This window comes from Bacillus sp. 22446, from assembly GCF_052044955.1.
GTDB lineage: Bacteria > Bacillota > Bacilli > Bacillales > Bacillaceae > Bacillus > Bacillus altitudinis.
In genome coordinates this window covers 117,230-138,043 of sequence record NZ_JBQEOD010000007.1, presented here as the reverse complement: position 1 = coordinate 138,043, position 20,814 = coordinate 117,230, and the positions used below count along the sequence as shown (strand labels likewise).

At 41.5% G+C, this 20,814-nt stretch carries 23 protein-coding genes and 1 riboswitch; of the genes, 7 read left to right on the top strand and 16 right to left on the bottom strand.

All coding sequences use genetic code 11. The features are described 5' to 3' along the window. Nucleotides 1-58 precede the first annotated feature (58 nt). From cshA to ACTJJD_RS14380, 5 genes are all read right to left on the bottom strand, one after another. A complete protein-coding gene (gene cshA / locus ACTJJD_RS14400; RefSeq protein ID WP_041507152.1) occupies nucleotides 59-1,549 on the bottom strand; it encodes a degradosome RNA helicase CshA in 1,491 nt (496 codons plus the stop codon). Nucleotides 1,550-1,715: 166 nt separating this feature from the next. Then, entirely contained in the window at nucleotides 1,716-2,054 is a 339-nt protein-coding gene (locus ACTJJD_RS14395) for a hypothetical protein (RefSeq protein WP_017358401.1), read from the bottom strand. 127 nt (nucleotides 2,055-2,181) lie between these two features. Next, complete coding sequence (locus ACTJJD_RS14390; protein ID WP_045035109.1) at nucleotides 2,182-2,874, bottom strand: alpha/beta hydrolase; 693 nt, start codon at nucleotides 2,872-2,874, stop codon at nucleotides 2,182-2,184. 26 nt (nucleotides 2,875-2,900) lie between these two features. After that, on the bottom strand, nucleotides 2,901-4,265 hold the full coding sequence (locus ACTJJD_RS14385) for a UDP-N-acetylmuramoyl-tripeptide--D-alanyl-D-alanine ligase (protein WP_110487757.1): 1,365 nt from the start codon (nucleotides 4,263-4,265) through the stop codon (nucleotides 2,901-2,903). An 81-nt stretch (nucleotides 4,266-4,346) separates the two neighbouring features. Next, complete coding sequence (locus tag ACTJJD_RS14380; protein ID WP_019744208.1) at nucleotides 4,347-5,429, bottom strand: D-alanine--D-alanine ligase; 1,083 nt, start codon at nucleotides 5,427-5,429, stop codon at nucleotides 4,347-4,349. Nucleotides 5,430-5,613: 184 nt separating this feature from the next. On the opposite strand from ACTJJD_RS14380, the gene ACTJJD_RS14375 reads away from it, so the two are divergent. Then, nucleotides 5,614-5,934: a thioredoxin family protein gene (locus ACTJJD_RS14375; RefSeq protein WP_008346934.1), complete on the top strand. Its 321-nt coding sequence runs from the start codon at nucleotides 5,614-5,616 to the stop codon at nucleotides 5,932-5,934. 339 nt (nucleotides 5,935-6,273) lie between these two features. Then, nucleotides 6,274-6,423, top strand: coding sequence for a Fur-regulated basic protein FbpB (gene fbpB / locus ACTJJD_RS14370; protein WP_017366658.1), 150 nt, complete (start codon nucleotides 6,274-6,276; stop codon nucleotides 6,421-6,423). 98 nt (nucleotides 6,424-6,521) lie between these two features. On the opposite strand, the gene ACTJJD_RS14365 is transcribed toward fbpB, so the two are convergent. The 8 genes from ACTJJD_RS14365 to ACTJJD_RS14330 form a co-directional block, all read right to left on the bottom strand. Beyond that, on the bottom strand, nucleotides 6,522-6,857 hold the full coding sequence (locus tag ACTJJD_RS14365; protein WP_017366657.1) for a hypothetical protein: 336 nt from the start codon (nucleotides 6,855-6,857) through the stop codon (nucleotides 6,522-6,524). A 117-nt stretch (nucleotides 6,858-6,974) separates the two neighbouring features. Then, the gene (locus ACTJJD_RS14360; RefSeq protein WP_024720482.1) at nucleotides 6,975-7,742 is read right to left on the bottom strand and encodes an ABC transporter permease; all 768 of its coding nucleotides are present in this window, start codon (nucleotides 7,740-7,742) and stop codon (nucleotides 6,975-6,977) included. Beyond that, entirely contained in the window at nucleotides 7,720-8,646 is a 927-nt protein-coding gene (locus ACTJJD_RS14355; protein ID WP_024720481.1) for an ABC transporter ATP-binding protein, read from the bottom strand. The genes ACTJJD_RS14360 and ACTJJD_RS14355 overlap by 23 nt, the downstream gene beginning before the upstream one ends. A 126-nt stretch (nucleotides 8,647-8,772) precedes the next feature. Beyond that, nucleotides 8,773-10,047 carry a dicarboxylate/amino acid:cation symporter gene (locus ACTJJD_RS14350; protein WP_082627000.1) on the bottom strand — a complete coding sequence of 425 codons (1,275 nt, stop codon included), beginning with the start codon at nucleotides 10,045-10,047 and terminating at the stop codon, nucleotides 8,773-8,775. A 44-nt stretch (nucleotides 10,048-10,091) separates the two neighbouring features. Continuing rightward, nucleotides 10,092-10,225, bottom strand: a riboswitch (cyclic di-AMP (ydaO/yuaA leader). Nucleotides 10,226-10,288: 63 nt separating this feature from the next. Then, the gene (locus ACTJJD_RS14345) at nucleotides 10,289-11,311 is read right to left on the bottom strand and encodes an AI-2E family transporter (RefSeq protein ID WP_431793239.1); all 1,023 of its coding nucleotides are present in this window, start codon (nucleotides 11,309-11,311) and stop codon (nucleotides 10,289-10,291) included. A gap of 209 nt (nucleotides 11,312-11,520) precedes the next feature. Continuing rightward, a complete protein-coding gene (gene dctP / locus ACTJJD_RS14340; protein WP_440608572.1) occupies nucleotides 11,521-12,789 on the bottom strand; it encodes a C4-dicarboxylate transporter DctP in 1,269 nt (422 codons plus the stop codon). A gap of 124 nt (nucleotides 12,790-12,913) precedes the next feature. Continuing rightward, a complete protein-coding gene (locus tag ACTJJD_RS14335; RefSeq protein WP_326241946.1) occupies nucleotides 12,914-13,597 on the bottom strand; it encodes a response regulator in 684 nt (227 codons plus the stop codon). Continuing rightward, complete coding sequence (locus tag ACTJJD_RS14330; protein ID WP_417894831.1) at nucleotides 13,594-15,213, bottom strand: ATP-binding protein; 1,620 nt, start codon at nucleotides 15,211-15,213, stop codon at nucleotides 13,594-13,596. Before ACTJJD_RS14330 ends, ACTJJD_RS14335 begins: the two co-directional genes overlap by 4 nt. 67 nt (nucleotides 15,214-15,280) lie before the next feature. Between ACTJJD_RS14330 and ACTJJD_RS14325 the strand changes: the two genes are divergently transcribed. Beyond that, nucleotides 15,281-16,378: a TRAP transporter substrate-binding protein gene (locus ACTJJD_RS14325; RefSeq protein WP_025206786.1), complete on the top strand. Its 1,098-nt coding sequence runs from the start codon at nucleotides 15,281-15,283 to the stop codon at nucleotides 16,376-16,378. Nucleotides 16,379-16,403: 25 nt separating this feature from the next. Here ACTJJD_RS14325 and ACTJJD_RS14320 read toward each other — a convergent pair whose 3' ends face one another. After that, nucleotides 16,404-17,234, bottom strand: a complete 831-nt coding sequence (locus tag ACTJJD_RS14320) for an EcsC family protein (protein ID WP_024720476.1) — start codon at nucleotides 17,232-17,234, stop codon at nucleotides 16,404-16,406. A gap of 156 nt (nucleotides 17,235-17,390) precedes the next feature. On the opposite strand from ACTJJD_RS14320, the gene ACTJJD_RS14315 reads away from it, so the two are divergent. The 4 genes from ACTJJD_RS14315 (at nucleotide 17,391) to ACTJJD_RS14300 (ending at nucleotide 20,158) form a co-directional block, all read left to right on the top strand. After that, a complete protein-coding gene (locus ACTJJD_RS14315; protein ID WP_003214275.1) occupies nucleotides 17,391-17,651 on the top strand; it encodes a GlsB/YeaQ/YmgE family stress response membrane protein in 261 nt (86 codons plus the stop codon). Nucleotides 17,652-17,880: 229 nt separating this feature from the next. Then, a complete protein-coding gene (locus ACTJJD_RS14310) occupies nucleotides 17,881-19,158 on the top strand; it encodes an Nramp family divalent metal transporter (RefSeq protein WP_008346963.1) in 1,278 nt (425 codons plus the stop codon). Between the two features lie 67 nt (nucleotides 19,159-19,225). Continuing rightward, complete coding sequence (locus ACTJJD_RS14305; RefSeq protein ID WP_212362190.1) at nucleotides 19,226-19,795, top strand: GNAT family N-acetyltransferase; 570 nt, start codon at nucleotides 19,226-19,228, stop codon at nucleotides 19,793-19,795. 99 nt (nucleotides 19,796-19,894) lie between these two features. Next, nucleotides 19,895-20,158, top strand: coding sequence for a hypothetical protein (locus ACTJJD_RS14300; RefSeq protein ID WP_008346966.1), 264 nt, complete (start codon nucleotides 19,895-19,897; stop codon nucleotides 20,156-20,158). A 41-nt stretch (nucleotides 20,159-20,199) separates the two neighbouring features. Here the strand turns inward: ACTJJD_RS14300 and ACTJJD_RS14295 are convergent, their stop codons facing one another. Together ACTJJD_RS14295 and ACTJJD_RS14290 are read right to left on the bottom strand one after the other, a co-directional pair. Beyond that, a complete protein-coding gene (locus tag ACTJJD_RS14295; protein WP_017358410.1) occupies nucleotides 20,200-20,421 on the bottom strand; it encodes a hypothetical protein in 222 nt (73 codons plus the stop codon). Nucleotides 20,422-20,492: 71 nt separating this feature from the next. Continuing rightward, nucleotides 20,493-20,804, bottom strand: a complete 312-nt coding sequence (locus ACTJJD_RS14290) for a hypothetical protein (protein ID WP_017358411.1) — start codon at nucleotides 20,802-20,804, stop codon at nucleotides 20,493-20,495. Between the last annotated feature and the right edge of the window lie 10 nt (nucleotides 20,805-20,814).

Genomic DNA, 20,814 nt, shown 5'->3' with positions numbered 1-20,814 from the left:
AAAAAGTTTCATTAGGCCTGTTAAAAAAAGCGAACCCTGCAAAGGATTCGCTTTTGAATTAGTTGTTATAAGATTTCTTTTGACGACGATCGTTAGAAGAACGATTGCGGTCATTTGAAGAACGCTTTTTATCACCGTAAGATGAACGGCTTTTTCCGCGATAGCCGCCTCCGCCGCCACCGTCTCTACGTTTTGAAGAGCTGCGGTTGTTACGATTGCGTTTTGAAACCATTGGTGCTTCATCTGTCAAACGAACAGGCGTTGCATCTGGCTCTTTTGTCATCATTTTGATGGCAGCCGCAACCACTGTAACAGAATCATGATCTTCTAATAATTCAGCAGCTGCTGTCATGTAGAAGTTTAAGTTGTTTTCACTGATGATTGTGCGCAGACGATCAATGGTTACTTGTTGTTGTCCTTCGATTGCCTCATCTAGTGTTGGTTCTTTCATACGATCCATTTTACGTTTAGTCGTTTGCTCGATCGCACGAAGCATATCTTTTTCACGTGGTGTGATGAATGTCATCGCCATACCTGTACGTCCAGCACGTCCAGTACGTCCAATACGGTGTACATAGCTTTCTGGATCTTGTGGCACGTCAAAGTTATACACGTGTGTTACGCCTGAAATATCAAGTCCACGTGCTGCAACGTCTGTTGCTACAAGCACATCGATTGAACCTTCTTTGAATTTACGAAGCGCAACCATACGTTTCGCTTGAGTCAAGTCACCATGAATTCCTTCAGCTGTATAACCTCTAAGGTTCAGTGCTTCAGTCAATTCGTCAACGCGGCGCTTTGTACGGCCGAAGACAATTGAAAGTTCAGGTGATTGAATGTCAAGAAGACGAGTCAATGTATCAAACTTTTTACGTTCATGGATATCCAAGTAGAACTGCTGGATGTTAGATACAGTCATTTCTTTCGCTTTTACTTTTACGTGTTCTGGGTTTGTCATGAAACGTTCTGCAATACGCTTAATTGGTGCAGGCATTGTCGCAGAGAATAAAAGTGTTTGGTGTTCACTTGGTACATTTGAAAGGATCGATTCAATGTCTTCGATGAAACCCATGTTTAGCATTTCGTCTGCTTCATCAAGCACGACTGTTTCAACATTTTGAAGACGCATTGTACGACGGTTAATGTGATCGAGTAAACGTCCTGGAGTCCCTACGATGATATGAGGATTTTTCTTGAGCGAACGGATTTGGCGACCGATATCTTGTCCACCGTAAATCGGAAGTACGCGCGCACGCTTGTCTTGGCCAATTTTGTATAGCTCTTCAGATACTTGAATCGCTAATTCTCTTGTTGGCGCAATGATAATCGCTTGGATATTTGGAGACGCTGGGTCGATTTTTTCTACAAGAGGAATACCAAACGCTGCAGTTTTTCCTGTTCCTGTTTGTGCTTGTCCAATGACATCTTTATTCTGAAGACCGAGAGGAATTGTTTCCGCTTGAATCGGTGTTGCTTCTTCAAATCCCATGCGGTTAATAGCTTTCATGAGACTTTCGCTTAATTGAAAATCTTGAAACGTTATAGTCAAATTATTCAAACTCCTTCTAATTGCTGTTTCAGTAATCTCGTGAATGATCATTAAAAACTGCCCTTTGTATGAAAGGACAGGTCCATTATATACAAAGCCCGAATTACCCTACATTATATCTTACCATTACACTATTTGTTTTTCAACAAGACAGAAATGGATATATCTACTGCTCGACAATGACCGATTCACCTTCACTTTGATCTCCGTCCATCCATTTCCACTTTTCAAACAGTTGAATTTTTCCGTTATCCAGCTGCTTAGGAGTGGAATGACATGAACCGCTTCTCATGCTGCCATCCTTACTTACATGGTGATATCTAAAATGAAGTGCTCCGTCTTTATTCACAGTTCCTACAAGCACGCCAGATTGAATACTGCCGCCTTGATATGTGCCCGTTAAAATATTCCCGTCCTGACGATATTGAAATATGGTTCCTTCCGATACTTCCCCATTGCTCGAATTAGACTGCGGGATAAAGGTTTTTCCGTCATATTGAAACAACCGAATCGACCACCTTTTCTTACCTATTGTAACATAGGCCTGTCACTCATTCGACAAAAATGATGCAAATTTTAACAAGTGGGATTCAATTTATATTAGTTTAGCCACATTTTAGCTTTTCTATAGATTAAATTGTTTTTTTTAGAAATTGTTCGACTTTCTCAAACAATTGCTGTGCACAAGGCTCATGACAAACGTGATGTTTACAATCAGGTAAATAGAACATTTCTTTCTGACGGGACGGGATTTTATGATAAATGAATTCTGCACTAGAAGCGGGGACGATCCCATCACTTTCACCTTGAACGATCAAGACAGGTAGATGAAGCTTTTCAAGAGAACCTTTCGTTTGCTTCACCAATTTCATAAATTCTACAGCAGCTGATAGCGGTGTACTCGTCAGCTTATGACGATATCGATCATACAATGGGTTCGTCTCAATCAAACCAGACAAGGATTCCTTCACCATCTGCCTTGTGTCTTGAATCATTTGTTTTGGGTTTACATATTTAGCAGCAGCACTTAACAGAACAAGACGGGCCACTGGATACTTCGCTGCTAAATATGAGGCAATCATCCCGCCCATAGAAAAGCCGACCAAATAAATGGTGTCACATGTTCGGTAAAGGGATAAGAGTTCTAATTCAGCGGTGGCAATCCACTCCTGATAGAGAATGCCTTTGAGCTGAAGTTCCTCCCCATGCCCCGGAAGCGTGACAGATTGTACCGTCCAATCTGTCGTCTGCTTTAAATATTCCGCAAGCGGCTCTACTTCATACGGGGCACCAGTAAAACCGTGTATACATAGACAGCCAATCACCCTGTCACCTTCTTTGCCGATCTGATTTATAGTGCAGTAATAACGTCTTCCAATCTCATGCCACGGGAAGCTTTGACCAGAACGACATCGTCAGGTCCTGCCACATCCGCTAGTTTTTTCTTCAATTCTTCTTTGTCCATATAAGAAGACACGCGGTCGTCTCCAAATGCTTTCTTCGCTCCTTCAGCAATGAATGCGCCAAGACGGCCAAACGTTAAAACATGATCAATAAACTCAGGCTTGATGTACTCCCCTACTTCAAAATGATAGGTCTCTTCTTCACTGCCCATCTCCAGCATATCTCCGAGTACGAGAATGCGGTTAGCAAAGCCATCCATATCTCCTACAAGATCAATCGCTGCTTTCATCGACGTAGGACTCGCATTATACGCATCGTTGATAACCGTGATGCCCTTATCTGTTTTAAACAGTTCTAAACGCATGCCTGTCAATTTCGTTTGCATTAGCCCTTGGGCAATTTGTCTTTCATTCAGACCGAAATGCTGGCCGATTGCAATAGCTGCAAGAGCATTCTTTACATTGTGTTTCCCTAATACAGGAATGAGAAACCCTTGAGCATATCCCTCCACTTGAAATTCAGTGCCTTCAGCGAGTTGGTGGATGTGAATCACCTTGATATCACAGTCCTCTGATTCTCCAAACATTTTTACGCTGCGTGCCAGGGCATTTGCTCTTTGGCGGAGTAAAGGCTCGTCTCCTAAATAATAAAAAGTCCCATCCTCTTTTAACCCTTTTGTGATCTCACATTTTGCATCTGCAATGGCTTCTCTTGATCCTAAATCCTGCATATGAGATTCTCCAATATTGGTGATGACAGCTGCATCAGGTTCAGCGAGTTTAGATAAAAATTCGATTTCCCCTTTTGCACTCATGCCCATCTCTAGTACAGCAATCTCGGTTCCTTCTGGCATCGCAAGGATGGTCAGTGGAAGTCCAATGTGATTATTAAAGTTGCCATCCGTTTTGTGGACTCTGTATGTCGTTTGTAAGACTGAATGGATCATATCTTTCGTCGTTGTTTTGCCATTACTTCCAGTAATACCGACAACTCGAGGATTTTCCTCTTTTAAGTATGATTTTGCAAGCTGTTGGAGTGCTGTCAAAGTATCCTCTACAAGTATGACAGGTACATCGAACGGTGGATTCGCTTCTGTTTGATTCCAAAGAACCGCTGCCGCTCCAAGCTCCACTGCTTTTGAAGCAAAAGTGTGACCGTTAAAATGTTCCCCAATAAGCGGGATAAATAGTGCGCCTTTTGATACTTTTCGTGTATCTGTTGTCACTCCGTGTATCTGTTCTTCGCCAAAAGCTTCATTCGATAATGTGCCACCAGCCATTTGGGCGACTTGTTTCACTGTACGTTTGATCATGTTTTTTCGCCTCTCTTTCTCATTTCACGTTTGAAGGAAAAGAGACACTACCTGTAGGATAGTGTCTGCTTGCTTCTTACATTAAAAAGTGGTTTTAATGGTTTGTTTTTCTTGATGGCGTTCAATTGCAAGTGACACCAGCTTCTCAATCAGCTCAGGATACTCTACACCAGTATGTTTCCAAAGCAGCGGGAACATACTAAAAGGTGTGAACCCTGGCATTGTATTCACTTCATTGATCAGCACTTCGCCTTCTTCTGTTAGGAAGAAATCTGCACGTACGAGGCCAGATCCATCAATGGCTTTAAATGCCTTAATCGCCATATCGTGAATCGTCTTGTACTCTTCCTCTGACACACTCGCAGGAATGATCAAATCTGTATCGCCATCTTCATATTTTGCTTTGTAGTCATAAAAATCTGTTTTAGGTGCAATTTCACCAACGACTGAGCATTTCGGCTCGTCATTTCCTAATACACCAATTTCAATTTCTCGTCCTACAACGCCTTCTTCCACAACAACACGACGATCATATTGGAAAGCCAAATCAAATGCTGTTTGCAGCTCTTCTTTACTGCGGCATTTACTAATTCCGACACTTGATCCCATGTTGGCAGGTTTCACAAAACAAGGATACCCGAGAACTGCTTCTACCTGTTCTAGACTGTCTGATATGGCTTTCTCATAATCCTTTTTATTGAAGGAAAGATGCTTTGCCTGCGCAAGCCCAGCTTGAGCAAACACATCTTTCATCATGACTTTATCCATACCCGCAGCAGACGCGAGAACGCCGTTACCGACATACGGGATATTCAATAGTTCAAGTAACCCTTGCATGGTCCCATCTTCACCATTTGGCCCATGTAGCAATGGAAAGACGACATCAATCTTTTCATCAGCTGATGCAGGCTGTGGAAACATGCTTTCATTTAAAGAAGTTGGTAAAAACGTCTTTGCATTTTGTTCAAATTGAAGCATTTTGACGTTTGATACTGGTTCAGTGAGTTTTTCTCCTCTTAGCCATTCGCCCTCTTCTGTAATATAAATTGGATGTATATCGAACTTCTCAGTGTTAAGTGCTTTTGTAACTGCAAGGGCTGTTTGCAGTGATACATTATGTTCGGCTGACTTTCCGCCGTAAACCAATCCTAAACTTATTTTCAATGGATACTCCCCCCACTAAAATTCATCTTTACTATCTTATCACTTTCAAGCAAAAATGCTCTAATTAATTTTTGTTGTTACGGAATTGAAATGATTTGTAAAGGTTGTAAGCGCCCCCCGAGCATTTGTATGTCATTCGCCTTTATTTTATATTAAAATGACATTGAAAAGGAGTTGTGACAAATTGAAAAAAATTACAAGCACTGAACAATTCAACGAAATCATTCAATCAGACAAAGAGGTCATCGTTAAATTCTTTGCGACATGGTGCCCTGATTGCACTAGAATGGACATGTTCATTCCAGACATCTTAGAGGCTTATGCTCAGAATGAATGGTTTGAAATAAACAAAGACGACTTTCCTGAGTTAGCGGAAACGTATCAGGTCATGGGAATTCCTAGCCTGTTAATTTTCAAAAATGGCGAAAAAACAGGTCATTTACACAGTGCCAACGCTAAATCACCTGAAGAAGTAACAGAGTTTCTTCAAGAACACGTTTCATAACTCATTTGAATGGAGACATCAGCCAACTCATGCTGGTGTCTTTTTTTATATCCTTTTAAATCAAATCTCTTCATAAGACGAGATGTGCGGCTAAAATGTTTCAACATCGACAGGAATGTTTGATCTGATTTCATGACAAGGTTTGACAGCGGATTATTTCCTGGGAAAGAATTCATCGTCGATATGGATGGGAATATGTCGGTTACGTGAATTTTCTGAATTGAATCTTTACTTATGACATTCTGCTTTGTATAATGGAGTTGCTAATTGAAAGTGATTATCAATTTCATCTGTGTGAAATCTTATAGAGTCCATTCTACCAAAGGAGCGTTGAGTTACATGTCTAAGAAGAAAATCAAAACGTATCAGCAATTGATTGAAGAAAACAAGGAAGCGATCATGCGAGACCCTAAGATGATGGAAAGTATATACGCAACCATCGACAAAAAGCACCAGAAGCAGCTTGCCGCTGCTGGACGTGAATCATAAACACAAGAAGAGCAGTCAAACAGATGGCTGCTTTTTTATTTGCCTGAAGAAAAGAAAAAGCCGATAAAATCTATTCTTCGATTTTATCGGCTTTTGTTTTAATGTGATTTCGCTACACGGTCTTGTTTCATTCCTAAATAGATGAGCATATATGTTAGATAACCCATTGTCATCGTTAAACCACCGAAGAAGAATTGTGAAAACACGGGTTCTTCAAATGTCGTAACGGCAGCAAGAACGATCCAGCTCGCATATAAATAGACCATGAACCATTTCATGTTTCTTTTAAGTGTATACAGAAAGAAAAGACCCGCTAATGAAAAGATCCCTAGCGCTAGTCTGAAATAAACAAGATGATCAAACTGGAAGGCAAAAGACACAAACGAAAACGACAACAGCAGCAAAATAGGTAAAGCCGTAATAAAATTTTTCACGATAGTGCCACCTCCATGACTCTGTCTTATTATAAGACAAAATCAGCCGGTTATCGTGAAATACAGACTCGTTTTCACAAAGATGTCACGAATTTTTCTTGTTATTTGACACAATTTTTACACATTTACATCACGCTTCCAAAAAAGGAGCCAAGCAGCACCAACAAAGAAAACGAAATGCGCCCCTACAATGAATAGCGAAAACAGAGGGCTCATGCCCTGAAAGAGCGGCGGACCTTGAAAACTGTATTGTGTGAAGTCCGTATTAGCGAAAAGTAGAATTTTCCCCCACTGATTTTCTAACAGAGACATGATCGACACTAATGATTTCGCCGCGTATAAGACGAAAAATGAAGTCACAAGTGCAATCAGACTGTTTCTAAACAAACTTGAGCACAGAAAAGCAAAGCTTGCCATCATGACCACTTCCACCCACTGTGATCCAATCACAGCAAATGTGTGCAGAAATAACCGCCCAGTGCTTTCATCAAAATCAGTACCAAAGAAAATAAGGCCAAAAAGAAAAGCGAACACATAATAAAAAACAAACAGGTAAAGGACCATCAGCACAAGAGTGATGTATTTTGACAAGAAAATATGAAGCCTTGTCTTCGGCCGAATCAACAAGAACTTGATGGTTCTTTTTTGAAACTCTGTTGAGATCAATGTGGCGCCAATCACGACAGCGAACACTTGTAAAATAAACACAACATTCGTGGAATAAGCAAAATAGTTCGCGACTGTATCTTGCCCGCCAAGCCCGGAAATGACTCGTTTTAATGCTAGTGCCATCGTCAATTGAAAGACAACAATCAGTCCAAGTGCAATGAATGTGATCTTTTGTCTCGTGATTTTTTTATGTTCATTCTTGATGAGTTGAAGCATCTGCCGTCCCGCCTTCCGTCCATTTCATAAAGGCCTCTTCAATTGATTGTTTTTGAGGCGTCATTTCAAGTACATCAAATTCTGCTAAGACAAGCTGTTTATTCAGCTCCGGCACACGGTCTTTTTTCAGTTGAACCAGCACATGCTGCTCCCTTTGTTCATATGTATATCCTTGCGTCTCTAGCCATGAAACTGCCTTTTCTACTGGCTGAATATTCATCAGCACCTGCTCTTTTCCTTCCATGTCGCGAAGGTTTGTATTGGCTTTGATCTGTCCTTTTTGGATGATGATCATGCGGTCACAAAGCTCTTCTACTTCATGCAAAAGATGTGTAGCAAATAACACAGAGACACCTTCTTCTTGTACAAGCATTTGCAAGTGCTCTCGAAACTCCTTCATTCCTGCGGGATCAAGCCCATTTGTTGGTTCATCTAAAATGAGCAGATTGGGCTTATGCAAAATGGCTTGTGCAATTCCGAGCCTTTGTTTCATCCCTAGTGAATACGTTTTGACCTTCTGGTGAATGGCGTGCTCCAGACGAACTCTTTTTACCACTTCAAAAATGCGCTCTTCTGAAACTCCATCATGCATAGACGCATACAGCTCAAGGTTTTCAAAACCTGTTAAATATGAATAAAATTCCGGATTTTCTATGATCGCCCCAACAGATGACATCGCCTTTAGATGATCATCATCTTGAGAATATCCATTAATGATGATCCGGCCGTTGTTTTTTTTCATCAAGCCAACAATCAATCGAATCAAGGTCGTTTTTCCAGACCCATTTGGTCCAAGTAAACCGACAATTTCCCCTTGCCTAATGTCCATCGAAATATGTTGCAAAATTTGATGCCGGCCAATTTGTTTATCGACGTTCTCTATGTGTAGAACAGCAGACTGCAAAGTGGTTCCTCCTTCTGATGTAAAACCTATGGCGGCAGTTACGGCCGCTCATCCTGTAAAAAGTATATCACGCTAGACAAGCCGTTCCACGAAAAAAAGGGCTGATCCAGTCAGCCCTTCTTGTTGTTACAGTGATAAATTAGGTGTTGGTGCTTCCTTCTCATGTTTCTTCTCGGTTTCAGAAACAATCACCGCACATGCTGCGTCACCTGTAATATTGACCACGGTTCTAGCCATGTCTAATAAGCGGTCTATGCCAAGGATCAGCGCAATGCCCTCAACTGGAAGATTCACGGAATTTAAAACCATGGCTAGCATGATGAGCCCTACCCCTGGGACACCTGCTGTGCCAATACTTGCTAGTACTGCCGTTAAGACAACTGTCAGCATTTGAACAAGGGTTAATTCAACTCCATACACTTGTGCGATAAAAATAGTCGCAACCCCTTGCATGATCGCTGTACCATCCATATTAATGGTCGCACCTAGCGGCTGCACAAAGCTTGAAATAGGTTCTGGCACCTTTAAGCGCTTTTGAGCTGTTTCCATCGATACTGGCAGCACTGCGTTACTGCTTGATGTACTAAATGCCACAACCATCGCTGGAGAAAATCCTTTGAAGAATGCCATTGGATTTCGTTTAGCTAATAGGGCAACGGTTGACCCATAGGTCAGGAAGAAATGCAAGATCAGCGCAATTAAGACGACTGAGAAGTAAAGTCCCATCGCTTTCATAGCATCGAGCCCCTGACTGCCAATCGCCGTTGCGATCAAACCGAATGTCCCGTACGGTGCGAATTTCATCACAACACCGACAAGATACATCATTAATTCATTTCCTTGTTCAAACAGCTTCAGCAAACCTTCTGTTTTTTTACCGAGCAAGGCAATGCCAAGACCCAAAAATACACAGAAGACGATAATTTGAAGCATATTTCCTTCAACTAGAGATTGGACTGGATTGGTTGGAATAATATTGAGTAGTGTGTCTGCCATTGATGGGGCTTCCTTAGCGGAATATTCTGCCGCTTTCGTATCAAAATTGCCAAATGCGCCTGGCTTAATAAGTAAGGCCAATGAAATGCCAATAATGATGGCAAAAGTCGTAGTGAGTAGAAAGTAAGTAATGGTTTTTACGCCGATTCTGCCAAGTTTTTTCGGATCGCCAAGGCCTGCTACACCAAGTGTGATCGAAAAGAAGACAATCGGTACAACTAACATTTTAATCAGGTTTAAGAAGATTTGACCTAGAGGTGTAAATAGATAAGGGTCTAACACTTTGAATACATTTGGAGCAAAAATGTTGAGCAGTAGTCCTGTGATTGCACCTACAATTAAAGCAATAATAATTTTCGTCGCAAGCTTCAATAAAATCTCCCCTTCCTCGTCAAAAAGGCCCACGAGAGAGTCTTCTCGTGGGCCTGCGTGTCCATACGTGTACCACTGTCTACTCTCTTCACGCTGATGAGGTTAGCTGACGGGTTAGGACGAAGAGATGTCCTTTTTTCTTAAATAAGAAAAATTCACCCCAAAAACTTGGGTCCCCCATTCCTTTAGAAGGATTAAGCGTGTGGTAATATGATATTTTCATACTATTTATACCTTATTTTTAGAAAATTGTAAACAGGTTCATATGAACTTTTTAATTACTTTCTTCCTTATTTGTGACCTCCAAGATATCTAAGATAAACACAAAGATTGGGATGCCGATAATCAGTCCCCAAATGCCAATATAGTGTTCAGAAAAGATCAGGACAATAAACGTGAAGAAAATAGGGAGCTCTGTTTTAGCTGACATGAGCTTTGGATTTAAGAAGTAGGCTTCAATGGCATGGATGATCACGATCACCAGCACAATATATAGGACGTACATTCCGCCTCCAAGTGTATACGCAATGATGCTGAGTGGAACGAGGGAGATGACCACACCCGCTACCGGAATTAAACCTAACAAGAAGACCATGACCGCTAATCCAAATAATTGCGGGAAGCCCATAATGCCAAGCGCAATTGTCGTTAAGACACAGTTAACTGTTGCAATGATGAACTGTGCTTCAAGTACCTTACCAAATGTTCTGGAAAACTTACGTCCAAAGAAGGCAATTTCATGATAGAACACGGAGATTTTACTCGTTTTGAACTTATTCATGAATTGAATGAGGCGTTCCTTTTCGAACAGGAAGAACATGCTTAATATTAAGGACATAATGACCTGGATACTGAACGTGCTGAAATCTGTTAAGTATGTATAGAGGAAATTAAACCCTTTCTCGAAGAAAGAAGATATTTTGAAATCTCCGAACACATTGGTGACGACGTCAAAGAAGGGTAAATCTTGTGGATGATCTGCAATCTTTTTCCCTAAATGAAATAACTGTTCCACCTGTTTAGCAATGATGGGCACAAACACAAAGCCGCCAAACGTCAATCCACCAGCCAGAAGGATGTACAAAATGGTGATGACTGATTTCTGTCCTATTTTCAGGAAGCGATTTAAAAAGCCTCTTATGACCTCTTCTAACCGGTTCATTAAAAAAGTGAAAATGAAGGTTAGGAGGATTAAATTCATCATTCCTCTTAATAGATATAATGCTGTGGCTAATACTACAAATACTGAAAACCTCTTGATACCAGGTTTTTCGAACAATTTAAAAAATGCCGCCATACGTTACACACCTGCCAGGACTAAAGTCTATTTTTCGTTGGATCTCCTATTCATTATATCGGATCTTTCTGTAAATTATATAACAAAAGGTCAATGAGGTCTTACGATTCGTCCTAAATTAATCAAGCTTTTATGTTTTTTCTTTTTTTACACAAGAAAAAACCGAACCCCATGTAGACATAAGGTTTCGGTTTTTGGTTGTTTTTATACTAAACAGCCTGCTTGATATTTCGCATTTCCTGAAGCGCTGTTTTACTCTTCGCTTCGTCAAATTCCCCTTCACTTTTCGCTACAACAATTGTAGCAATTCCATTTCCAATCAGGTTCGTAATCGCTCTTCCTTCACTCATGAAACGGTCGACCCCTAATAGCAGTGCAAGACCTTCTAGCGGGATAACCTGAAGTGCAGCAAGTGTAGAAGCCAGCACGATAAATCCGCTTCCTGTGACTCCAGCTGCTCCCTTTGATGTGAGCATCAGAACAAGGATAATCGTGATCTGCTGTCCGATGGATAGATCCACCCCAAACACTTGCGCTAAGAAGACCACGGCCATGGACAAGTAGATTGAGGTTCCATCTAAGTTAAAGGAATAGCCTGTCGGAATGACAAGTCCAACAACCGACTTAGAGCACCCGTAGCGTTCCATTTTATCCATCATTCTTGGCAAGACAGATTCTGAAGAACTTGTGCCAAGAACAATTAAAATTTCATCTTTGATAAAACGGAGATAACCGAACAGGCTGAAGCCATACATTTTACAAATGATGTTCAGCACGACGAAAATAAACAAGAACATCGTCATATAAACGGAAAGCATCAGACTAGCTAGTGGTTTAATTGAAGCTAAACCGAAGTGTCCGATTGTATAAGCCATTGCTCCAAATGCCCCTAATGGCGCGGCACGCATGATGTAACCAATGATTTTAAAGAAGACAAGCGACAGCTTATCAAGCCATTCGATGATGCCTTTCCCCTTCTCGCCAAGTGCAGCGAGCGCAACACCGAATAAAATAGAGAAGAATAAGACCTGTAAAATATCTCCCTTTGCAAAGGCATCTACCATGTTAGATGGCACAATGTGTGTGACAAACTCCATCCAGTCGATACCCTGTCCCCCATTTTGGGTATATTGCGAGACATCCCCTTTTTCAAGCTTACTATAGTCAAGACCCGCTCCCGGCTTCATGATATTGACCACAAACAGTCCGATGACAAGCGCAAGCGTCGTCACAACTTCAAAATAGATAAAAGCTTTTCCCCCAACTTTTCCAACCTTTTTCATGTCCCCCATCTTGGCAATTCCAAGAACAATGGTTAAGAAAATAATGGGTGCAATGACCATTTTCACTGCATTAATAAATGTGTCACCAAGCGGCTTCATTTCTTTCCCGACGTTTGGCCAAACCATCCCAACAATGATCCCGATAATGACAGCTGCAATGACCTGAAATGACAGGTTCTTCAATAGCCTCTTCATAAAAAATCAACTCCCTCACCCTTTGATGTAAACGCTTAACTGTTATCTGTAGGTAAATGATAGCGATTTCATCAAAGACTGTGAAGCTTATGGACATATCGTACATTTTGGTCTTTTTGGTCTCTTAGTCAGAATGTACGATATATTTATTCACAGGGCGTCCGACCCCGCCATATTGCATATCTAATTTCAGCTCGCCTTCTTTTACAAGGAAGTCTAAATAACGGCGGGCCGTGACACGTGCAATCCCAAGTGCATTGGCGACTTCCTCTGCAGACTGCGCTCCTTCTTGCATACGCATATAGGCTTTAATTTCATTCATCGTATGCACATTCAGCCCCTTAGGAAGCCATGTCTCTTCCTGCTTAACTGCAGGCTTTCGTATGATATCATCGAGCATCTCTTGAGAAAATTCTGCTGCGGTACGAATTTTTGATTTGAACGCTTTATAGCTTTCAAGAGATTCCTTCATCCGTTCAAACTTAAATGGCTTAATGATATAATCTCGGGCACCATTTTGAAGCATGGTGCCGATCGTCTCTTTGTCCTTTGCTGCCGAAATAACAATCACATCCACCTGCATCTTTTGCTTTCTGATGTCTTGCAGTGTTTTGACGCCATCTTTTTTAGGCATATACACATCGAGCACCACAAGATCTGGGCGAATGTCTTTGATTAGCTGGATGCCCTGCTCGCCATTTCCTGCTACAGCCGCAACTTGAAAGCCAGGGACACTCTTAATGAACTCTTTATTGACTTCTTGCACCATCGGGTCATCTTCAATTAATAGCACCTTAATCTGGGTCATCTGTCTCTCTCCTCTATTGTCATTGGGAATTCGATTGAGAAGGTGGTACCAATGCCGATGCTTGATGTGACTTCTACATTTCCCATCCCTTTGTCGATAATCGTTTTTACAATATACAGTCCGTAGCCTGTTCCGCCTTCTTTACCGTGAGTAAAGCCTTTGTCGAAAATATGAGGAATCATGTCCTCTTCTATTCCAGATCCATAATCTTCAATTAAGATCGCAAGGACATCCTCTGTTTGATCAATACTAATAGAAATGAGTTTTGTGTCTCTTTCTACAGTATCATACGCGGCAAAGGCGTTCTCGATCAGGTTGCCAAGTAGCTTCGTCATATCATGCTGATCCAGCCGCTCTGGGAAATCGCGCAGACTGCTATTTTCATCTACTTCAACCTTGATTCCAAGCTCCTTGCCCCTTCTTATCTTGCTCATCAATAAACCTGCCACTGCGTCATGCTGTATCACACGGTGGAGAAAGTCCGTCACATGCTCCTGTTCTTCGGTCGTTTGAAACGCTAAATCGAGTGCTTGATCGACTTTCCCCAGCTGAATTAATCCCGCAATTGTATGAAGCTTATTCATATGTTCATGATTTTGCACCCGCAGGCCATCAACGAAGTTCTTCACCCCGGTTAATTCCTCCGCCAATTTGGCCGCCTCTGTCCGGTCCTGAAAAATCGCAACCGCTCCGATGATTTTCTTTTTCATCACAATCGGAATTCTGCTGCTCATGATCCGCTTTCCGCTCATATGAATTTCTTCATTGTAGACGGGTTCTGCGCGGTCAATGATTTCTGGAAGCCTTGTATCTGATAGCACATCCCAAATATTTCGGCCCACTACATCACCTGTCACGCTGAAAATTTGCTTTGCTTTTTCATTAAAAATGGTGATCATGTGCTGGTTATCAATGGCAATGACCCCTTCATTAATGGAGTGAAAGGTAGCGGTGCGCTCCTCTAGCATTCTGACAATCTCATGCGGCTCCAGCTTAAACATTTGCTGTTTAATATGACGGGCGAGCAAAAATGAACCGACAAGCCCGAAGCTGAGCGTCAGCAAAAGGATCATGAGGATATCCTGCTTCATTTCTCCTAATATATCTGCCATACTCGGCAATGTTCTTCCGACTAGTACAACCCCTGTTTGGTTAAATTTTTCATCCTTTACTGGATAAAAGGCTCTAATGGCTGTGCCAAGCTCTCCCTGTGCTTCTGAGAAATAGATATGCTCTGCAAAGGCAGGTTCTTCATCTGTCCCCTCAGAGCGCTGGCCAATCCTTGTTTTCACTGGATGTGTCAATCGCACGTGATCCATATCCATGACAACAATGTAGTCAGCATCTTGGATAATCCGAATCTCTTCAATGGCATGCTGCAACCGAGCACGCTCCTTTGTCTGATCATCCAATGCCTGCTTTACCTCATTCATCTCAGCTACTGTTCTTGCCGTGTTCATGAGCCTTTTTCGAAGTTCTCGTTCCTCTGTTTGCTGAATTCCCCCGACCAGAACAATTCCTCCGATTAAAAGGGCAAAAATGACAACGAAATATGTGAGGATGGTGAGCTTCCATCTAATAGATAATTGTTGTAATTTCAGTCGATTTCTCATCATTTTTTCACCTGTATCTTTACGAATTCTTCCTCTGTCAAGTATCCTTGACATAAGGAGGATCTGACGCATGAAGAATTTACTCGCCTATACGCTATTGCTCATCATCGGTTTTGTAACCGCTTTATACTTTGGCTTTTATCATATGATGCCTAAATCAGCGACTACCTTCGACGATGAACAGACAGGGCTGAAGGATCAGCTTGTGTTCAAATTCAGCCATGTTGTCGCAGATAACACCCCAAAAGGGCTGGCTGCAAAGAAATTTGCTGAGCTTGTTCATGAAAAATCCGACGGCAGGATCAGCATTCAAATCTTTTCAAACGGGAGTCTTTATTCTGATATCGAAGAAATTAATGCACTAAAAGAGAATCAAGTTCAATTTATTGCTCCGTCTACGTCAAAGCTCGGCATGCTGTCCCCTGAATGGCTGGCACTTGATCTGCCCTTTGCCTTTTCTAACTACGATGCTGTCCAAGAAGGGTTACATGGTGCGATTGGACAGAGACTGTTCGGCACACTGCAAAAAGACGGACTAAAGGGAATGGCCTACTGGACAAATGGCTTTAAGCAAATCACTTCGAATAAAGGCCCAATCAAGCAGCCTAGTGATTTAAAAAAACAATCTCTCCGTATTATGCAAAGTGACATGATTGAAAAGCAATTCAAGCTTCTTGGCGCAAAACCCTATCAGGAATCGTTTAATTCAACATTTCAGCTGCTAGAAACAAAAAAAGTAGACGGTGAAGAAAATACAATTTCAAATATTTATTCAAAAAAATTCTATCATATACAAGACTATATGACGATCAGTAATCACGGGTATTTAGGGTATGTCGTCTTAACAGATCAATCCTTTTTTGATCGTCAAACACCTGAGACGAAGCGAATTTTACTCGAAGCGATGGAAGAAACAACGGCATGGAATGAAAAACATGCCGAACAAATGAACAAGGATCAGCTGGAGGATATTAAACGCGAATCTCCAATTGCCATACACGAATTAACACCAGCAGAGCGGCAAAAATGGATGAAAGCGCTCGATCCTTTGTATGATGAAGCAGAAAGGATCATCGGTTCCACCTTGATCAAACAAATCCGCGAGCTCCGGGCACGCTATGAATATTCTCCGATTCAAGCGTTTGAAGAAGATGCTGAGACCAAATAAAAAATCCCTTTTAGAGAGGGATTTTTTATGCGCCGGAGTCTCGCTGTTCTTGCTGAGCGAGCTCCTCTAATCTTGTTAATATTCTGCGCTTTCGATATTGCATGATGCCTGTTTCGGCAATTCCTTTTAACTGTGAGCGGTTGGACGCTGCACCAAACAAAATCCCCGCAATTGGGACAAGTTGAAACAGCTTCTTCCAGCCAAACGAATCACGGTAGTTATATACGACCTCACGCCATCCTTGAATTTGAGAGATCATGTTTTCGTGCTTCCCTTCTGATGCATGATAGCTCTTCAGCTCTTTTAATATTGATTTTTTCCCAACAACGTCAGCAGAATTCAACTGTAAACATTTAATGATAAAGACTCGTTCTTCTTTATTTTTCGGATCATAGCCATAGGTGACGGCGATATCCTGTAATGTTTTTAAAGAGAGACCGAGGACAGCCGGAATATCTGCCGCTAATGTAAACATACCTCCGACACCTGTTGTCGCACCTTGCACAGTGGCGAGGTTTGTTCGGTTTTTCCCCATCTGATCACTAATGGCATCCATGACCTCGATCGGAGCCGCCTCAATATCTTCAATACGCTGAATCGATTCATCAGCACATTTCTTTTGAAATTGATGAATAATGCCTTTCTCTGACGTCAAATAGACACCGCCTGATTGAATGTAGTGCCCCATCTCATCTAATAACACACCGATTTTCTTTTGAATAAAGGCAGGGGTCAGCTTGTCCAGCATTTGAAATGGAAGCCGGCTGAGTTTCTCCCAAAACCATACCTTTTGCTGGTCTTTCTCCCATTTTTCAATCTCTTTTAATTGTGCTTTTAGCCACTCTCTTTCCTCCATGCCATTTGCCTCCTTAGATGCCGTTCAAGTATATGTCTGTTATTATACACAATCCTTGTCCATCATACGTATCGAACATTGAAGTGGTTCCGAAAGGTTTTAATCTCTTTTAAAACGGTTATTGCTTAGTAAACAAACAAAAGAGGAGTGATCAACATGTTAGGATTTCTGATTTCATTAGTTGTGGCGATTGTCATTGGTCTCATTGGGAGTGCACTCGCTGGAGGCAGTGTACCAGGAGGCTGGATCGGTTCAATGATTGCTGGGCTTGCAGGTGCTTGGATTGGTCATGGATTACTTGGAACGTGGGGTCCTAGTCTGGCAGGATTTGCGATCATTCCAGCGATCTTAGGAGCAGCCATTTTTGTCATTATTTTAAGCTTGATCTTCCGCAGCGTTGGATCAAGGGTTTCTTAAAAAACGATACAAAAGAAGAGGAAGCAGAGGATGCACCGCCTAAGATAAGAGGCGGTGTTTTTTATGTTTTGATTGACAAGGTATCTATTTTTTTCACTTACATATGATAAACAAACCTATTAGTTCAGATAGTTGACTTTTCATGAAGATGGGCATATGATGATTAAAAATTGCATCGAGGAAACTTTTTGTGCCAAAGCAAAACTTTGTAGAATCTAGGTGATGACATATGACAAACAAATACATCGAGGCACAAGCCCACATGTCAGTGGCAGCGGAGCGTGCACTTGAAGGAAAGGTGAAAGGTTTTAGAAGGCTCCTTCCTTTTCTCGGGCCTGCTTTTATCGCCGCCATTGCCTATATTGATCCAGGAAACTTTGCGACCAACATTGCGGCTGGCTCGAAATATGGCTACCTTCTGTTATGGGTCATTCTCATATCCAATCTCATGGCCTTACTCATCCAGTCTTTGTCTGCAAAGCTTGGAATCGCAACAGGGAAAAATTTACCTGAAATTGCTCGAGAAGAGTTTCCAAAACCAGTCTCGATCGGTTTATGGATTCAGGGCGAACTCGTCATTATCGCCACAGATTTAGCCGAATTTATCGGGGCTGCCCTTGGTTTATACTTACTCTTTCGTATCCCGCTACTTGAAGCATCGATTATTGCAGCGATCGGTTCTTTTGCCATTTTAGAGCTCCAAAGACGAGGTTATCGAGCGTTAGAAGCAGGAATTACCGGCATGCTGTTTGTTGTCGTGATTGCTTTCGCTGTACAAACCTTTGTGGCTAAACCTGATCTTGCAAGTGTCGCCGGTGGACTGTTCATTCCAAGGTTTGAAGGGACAGACAGCGTACTGCTTGCCGCTGGTATTTTAGGCGCTACGGTGATGCCGCATGCGATCTATCTCCATTCAGCCTTAACGCAAAGAAGAGTCGTCGGCAGAACGGAAAAAGAGAAAAAGCTGATTTTTCGTTTTGAGTTTTTAGACATCCTCATTGCGATGGTAGTTGCTGGCGCCATCAATGCCAGCATGTTGATTGTAGCAGCTGCTTTATTTTTTAAAAATGGTCTTTTTGTTGAGGATTTAGATGTAGCATTTCAGCATTTTGGAACTCTCGCAGGTCCTGTATCAGCGATCTTATTTGGTGTAGGTCTGCTTGTAGCTGGACTTTCCAGTTCTTCTGTCGGTACACTGTCAGGCGATATTATTATGCAAGGTTTTATTCAGTACCGAATTCCGCTGTATGTCCGCCGGCTAATTACCATCATTCCCCCTATTGCGATCATTGCATCTGGGGTCAATCCGACATCTGCGCTTGTGATGAGTCAAGTGGTCTTATCCTTTGGAATTGCGTTTGCTTTAATTCCGCTCATTTTGTTTACAAGTAAAAAACGAATTATGGGCGATTTGACGAATGCTCGCTGGGTGACCGGAATATCTTGGGTGATAGCAGCTCTTGTTGTCGCACTTAATCTGTTTTTAATTGTGGATACGTTTATGTAAAAGACAGTGATCAGGCTGTCTTTTATATCGGGTTGTGGTAGAATTTCCCTTGAGAGGATGTGATCACATGTTTTTTTATCAGGATCAAGATCTATCCATGCGTCTGCTTGAACCAAGAGACGCGAGAAGTCTGTATCTGCTCATCCAACGCTCAAGAGAGCACTTACGTGAATGGATGCTATGGGTCGATTCGACGCAGACAGAAGAAGACAGCATGGCGTTTATTCAAGGTGCCATGCAGCAAGCTTTGCAAAACAATGGTTTTCAGGCTGGAATCTGGTCACATGGAGAACTCGTTGGTATCATTGGCACCCACCAAATTCATTGGATTAATCGGACGGTTTCCATTGGCTATTGGCTCGGGGAAGGCTATCAAGGAAAAGGCATCATGACAAAAGCATGCAAAGCGGTCATTCACTATTTATTTGAAGAGTGCGGTCTGCATCGCATTGAAATAAGGGCCGCTGTTGATAATCAAAAAAGCAGACGCATCGCAGAGCGTTTATCTTTTTCACTTGAAGGCATATTAAGACAATGTGAATGGCTGGGCGACCACTTTGCCGATCACTGTGTGTACGCACTTTTACAGCCTGAATATATGAAACAAAAAACGAGTTCGATCAATCAGCCCACTTAATTGTGTCGATTGCATGAACTATTTTACAAAGTGAAGCTTTGTAGTATCCGTTGTGATTGGCATCTGATAAAATAGAAGGAAAAAATCGAGGTATGATGTATGTCTCTTATTATTTTATTTTACTTATGGATTGTCCCTTTATTATTTGGCATTTTCTTCTCATTCCTAACAAAGAAAGCCACATACAAACGCCGCTTTGTCCCATCATATAGCATGGCAGGACTCAGCATCGTATTTCTTATTCTGGCACTCGTCTTTTCAGCCAGTCATTTTCTATTCATTTGCGGTATGTTCCTATTCGCCACTACACTTGTCGGCACAGGCATCCCGTTATTTTTAGCCTTTACTAAAACACCTTCATAAAAAAGAAACCACCTTTCCATTAGGAAAAGGTGGTTTCTTTTTTATTGATGAGGCATTCGGTATGTAATAGATGCACCTTGATTTTCTTCAACCGTCTTCACAATGTCTTGCAGAATCTCTGCTGCTCGATCGCTTGAGTCATACTTGCCGAGAGTTTTTGTCCAAGAATCATTTCCCATGATCCCTTCAATTTTTTTACCCTGTACTGTGACTTCATTGACGTGGACCAGACTTTGCTGGTTTTGTGTGAAAATCCATAGCATGGCTGATTCTCCTTTTTTGTGGTGATTGGATTAGATTAACATATTATTATTAGTTAAATAGATCATAAAATTTAATCTTCAATATAGCTTTCTGCTAGATCAATATCTTGTTTCATCTCTAATTCAGGATATTTTTTATCCAACCTACGCAAACATTTAATTAATTCCTTACTTTGTAAAACTTCTGATATGTCTTCAAACACTTCACTTATCCAATATAAATCTTCTTTACTGCAACGATCTAAATATTCCAACGTTCTCTCTTCGTTTTCTCCGAGAATTTCTATTATTTCATCCCAACTCTTCTGTATACCGTAATCATCATTTAAATCTAATTTTTTTCTTTTATCTAATACTCTATTTAATGTATTTTCAATGTCCATCTTGATCCTC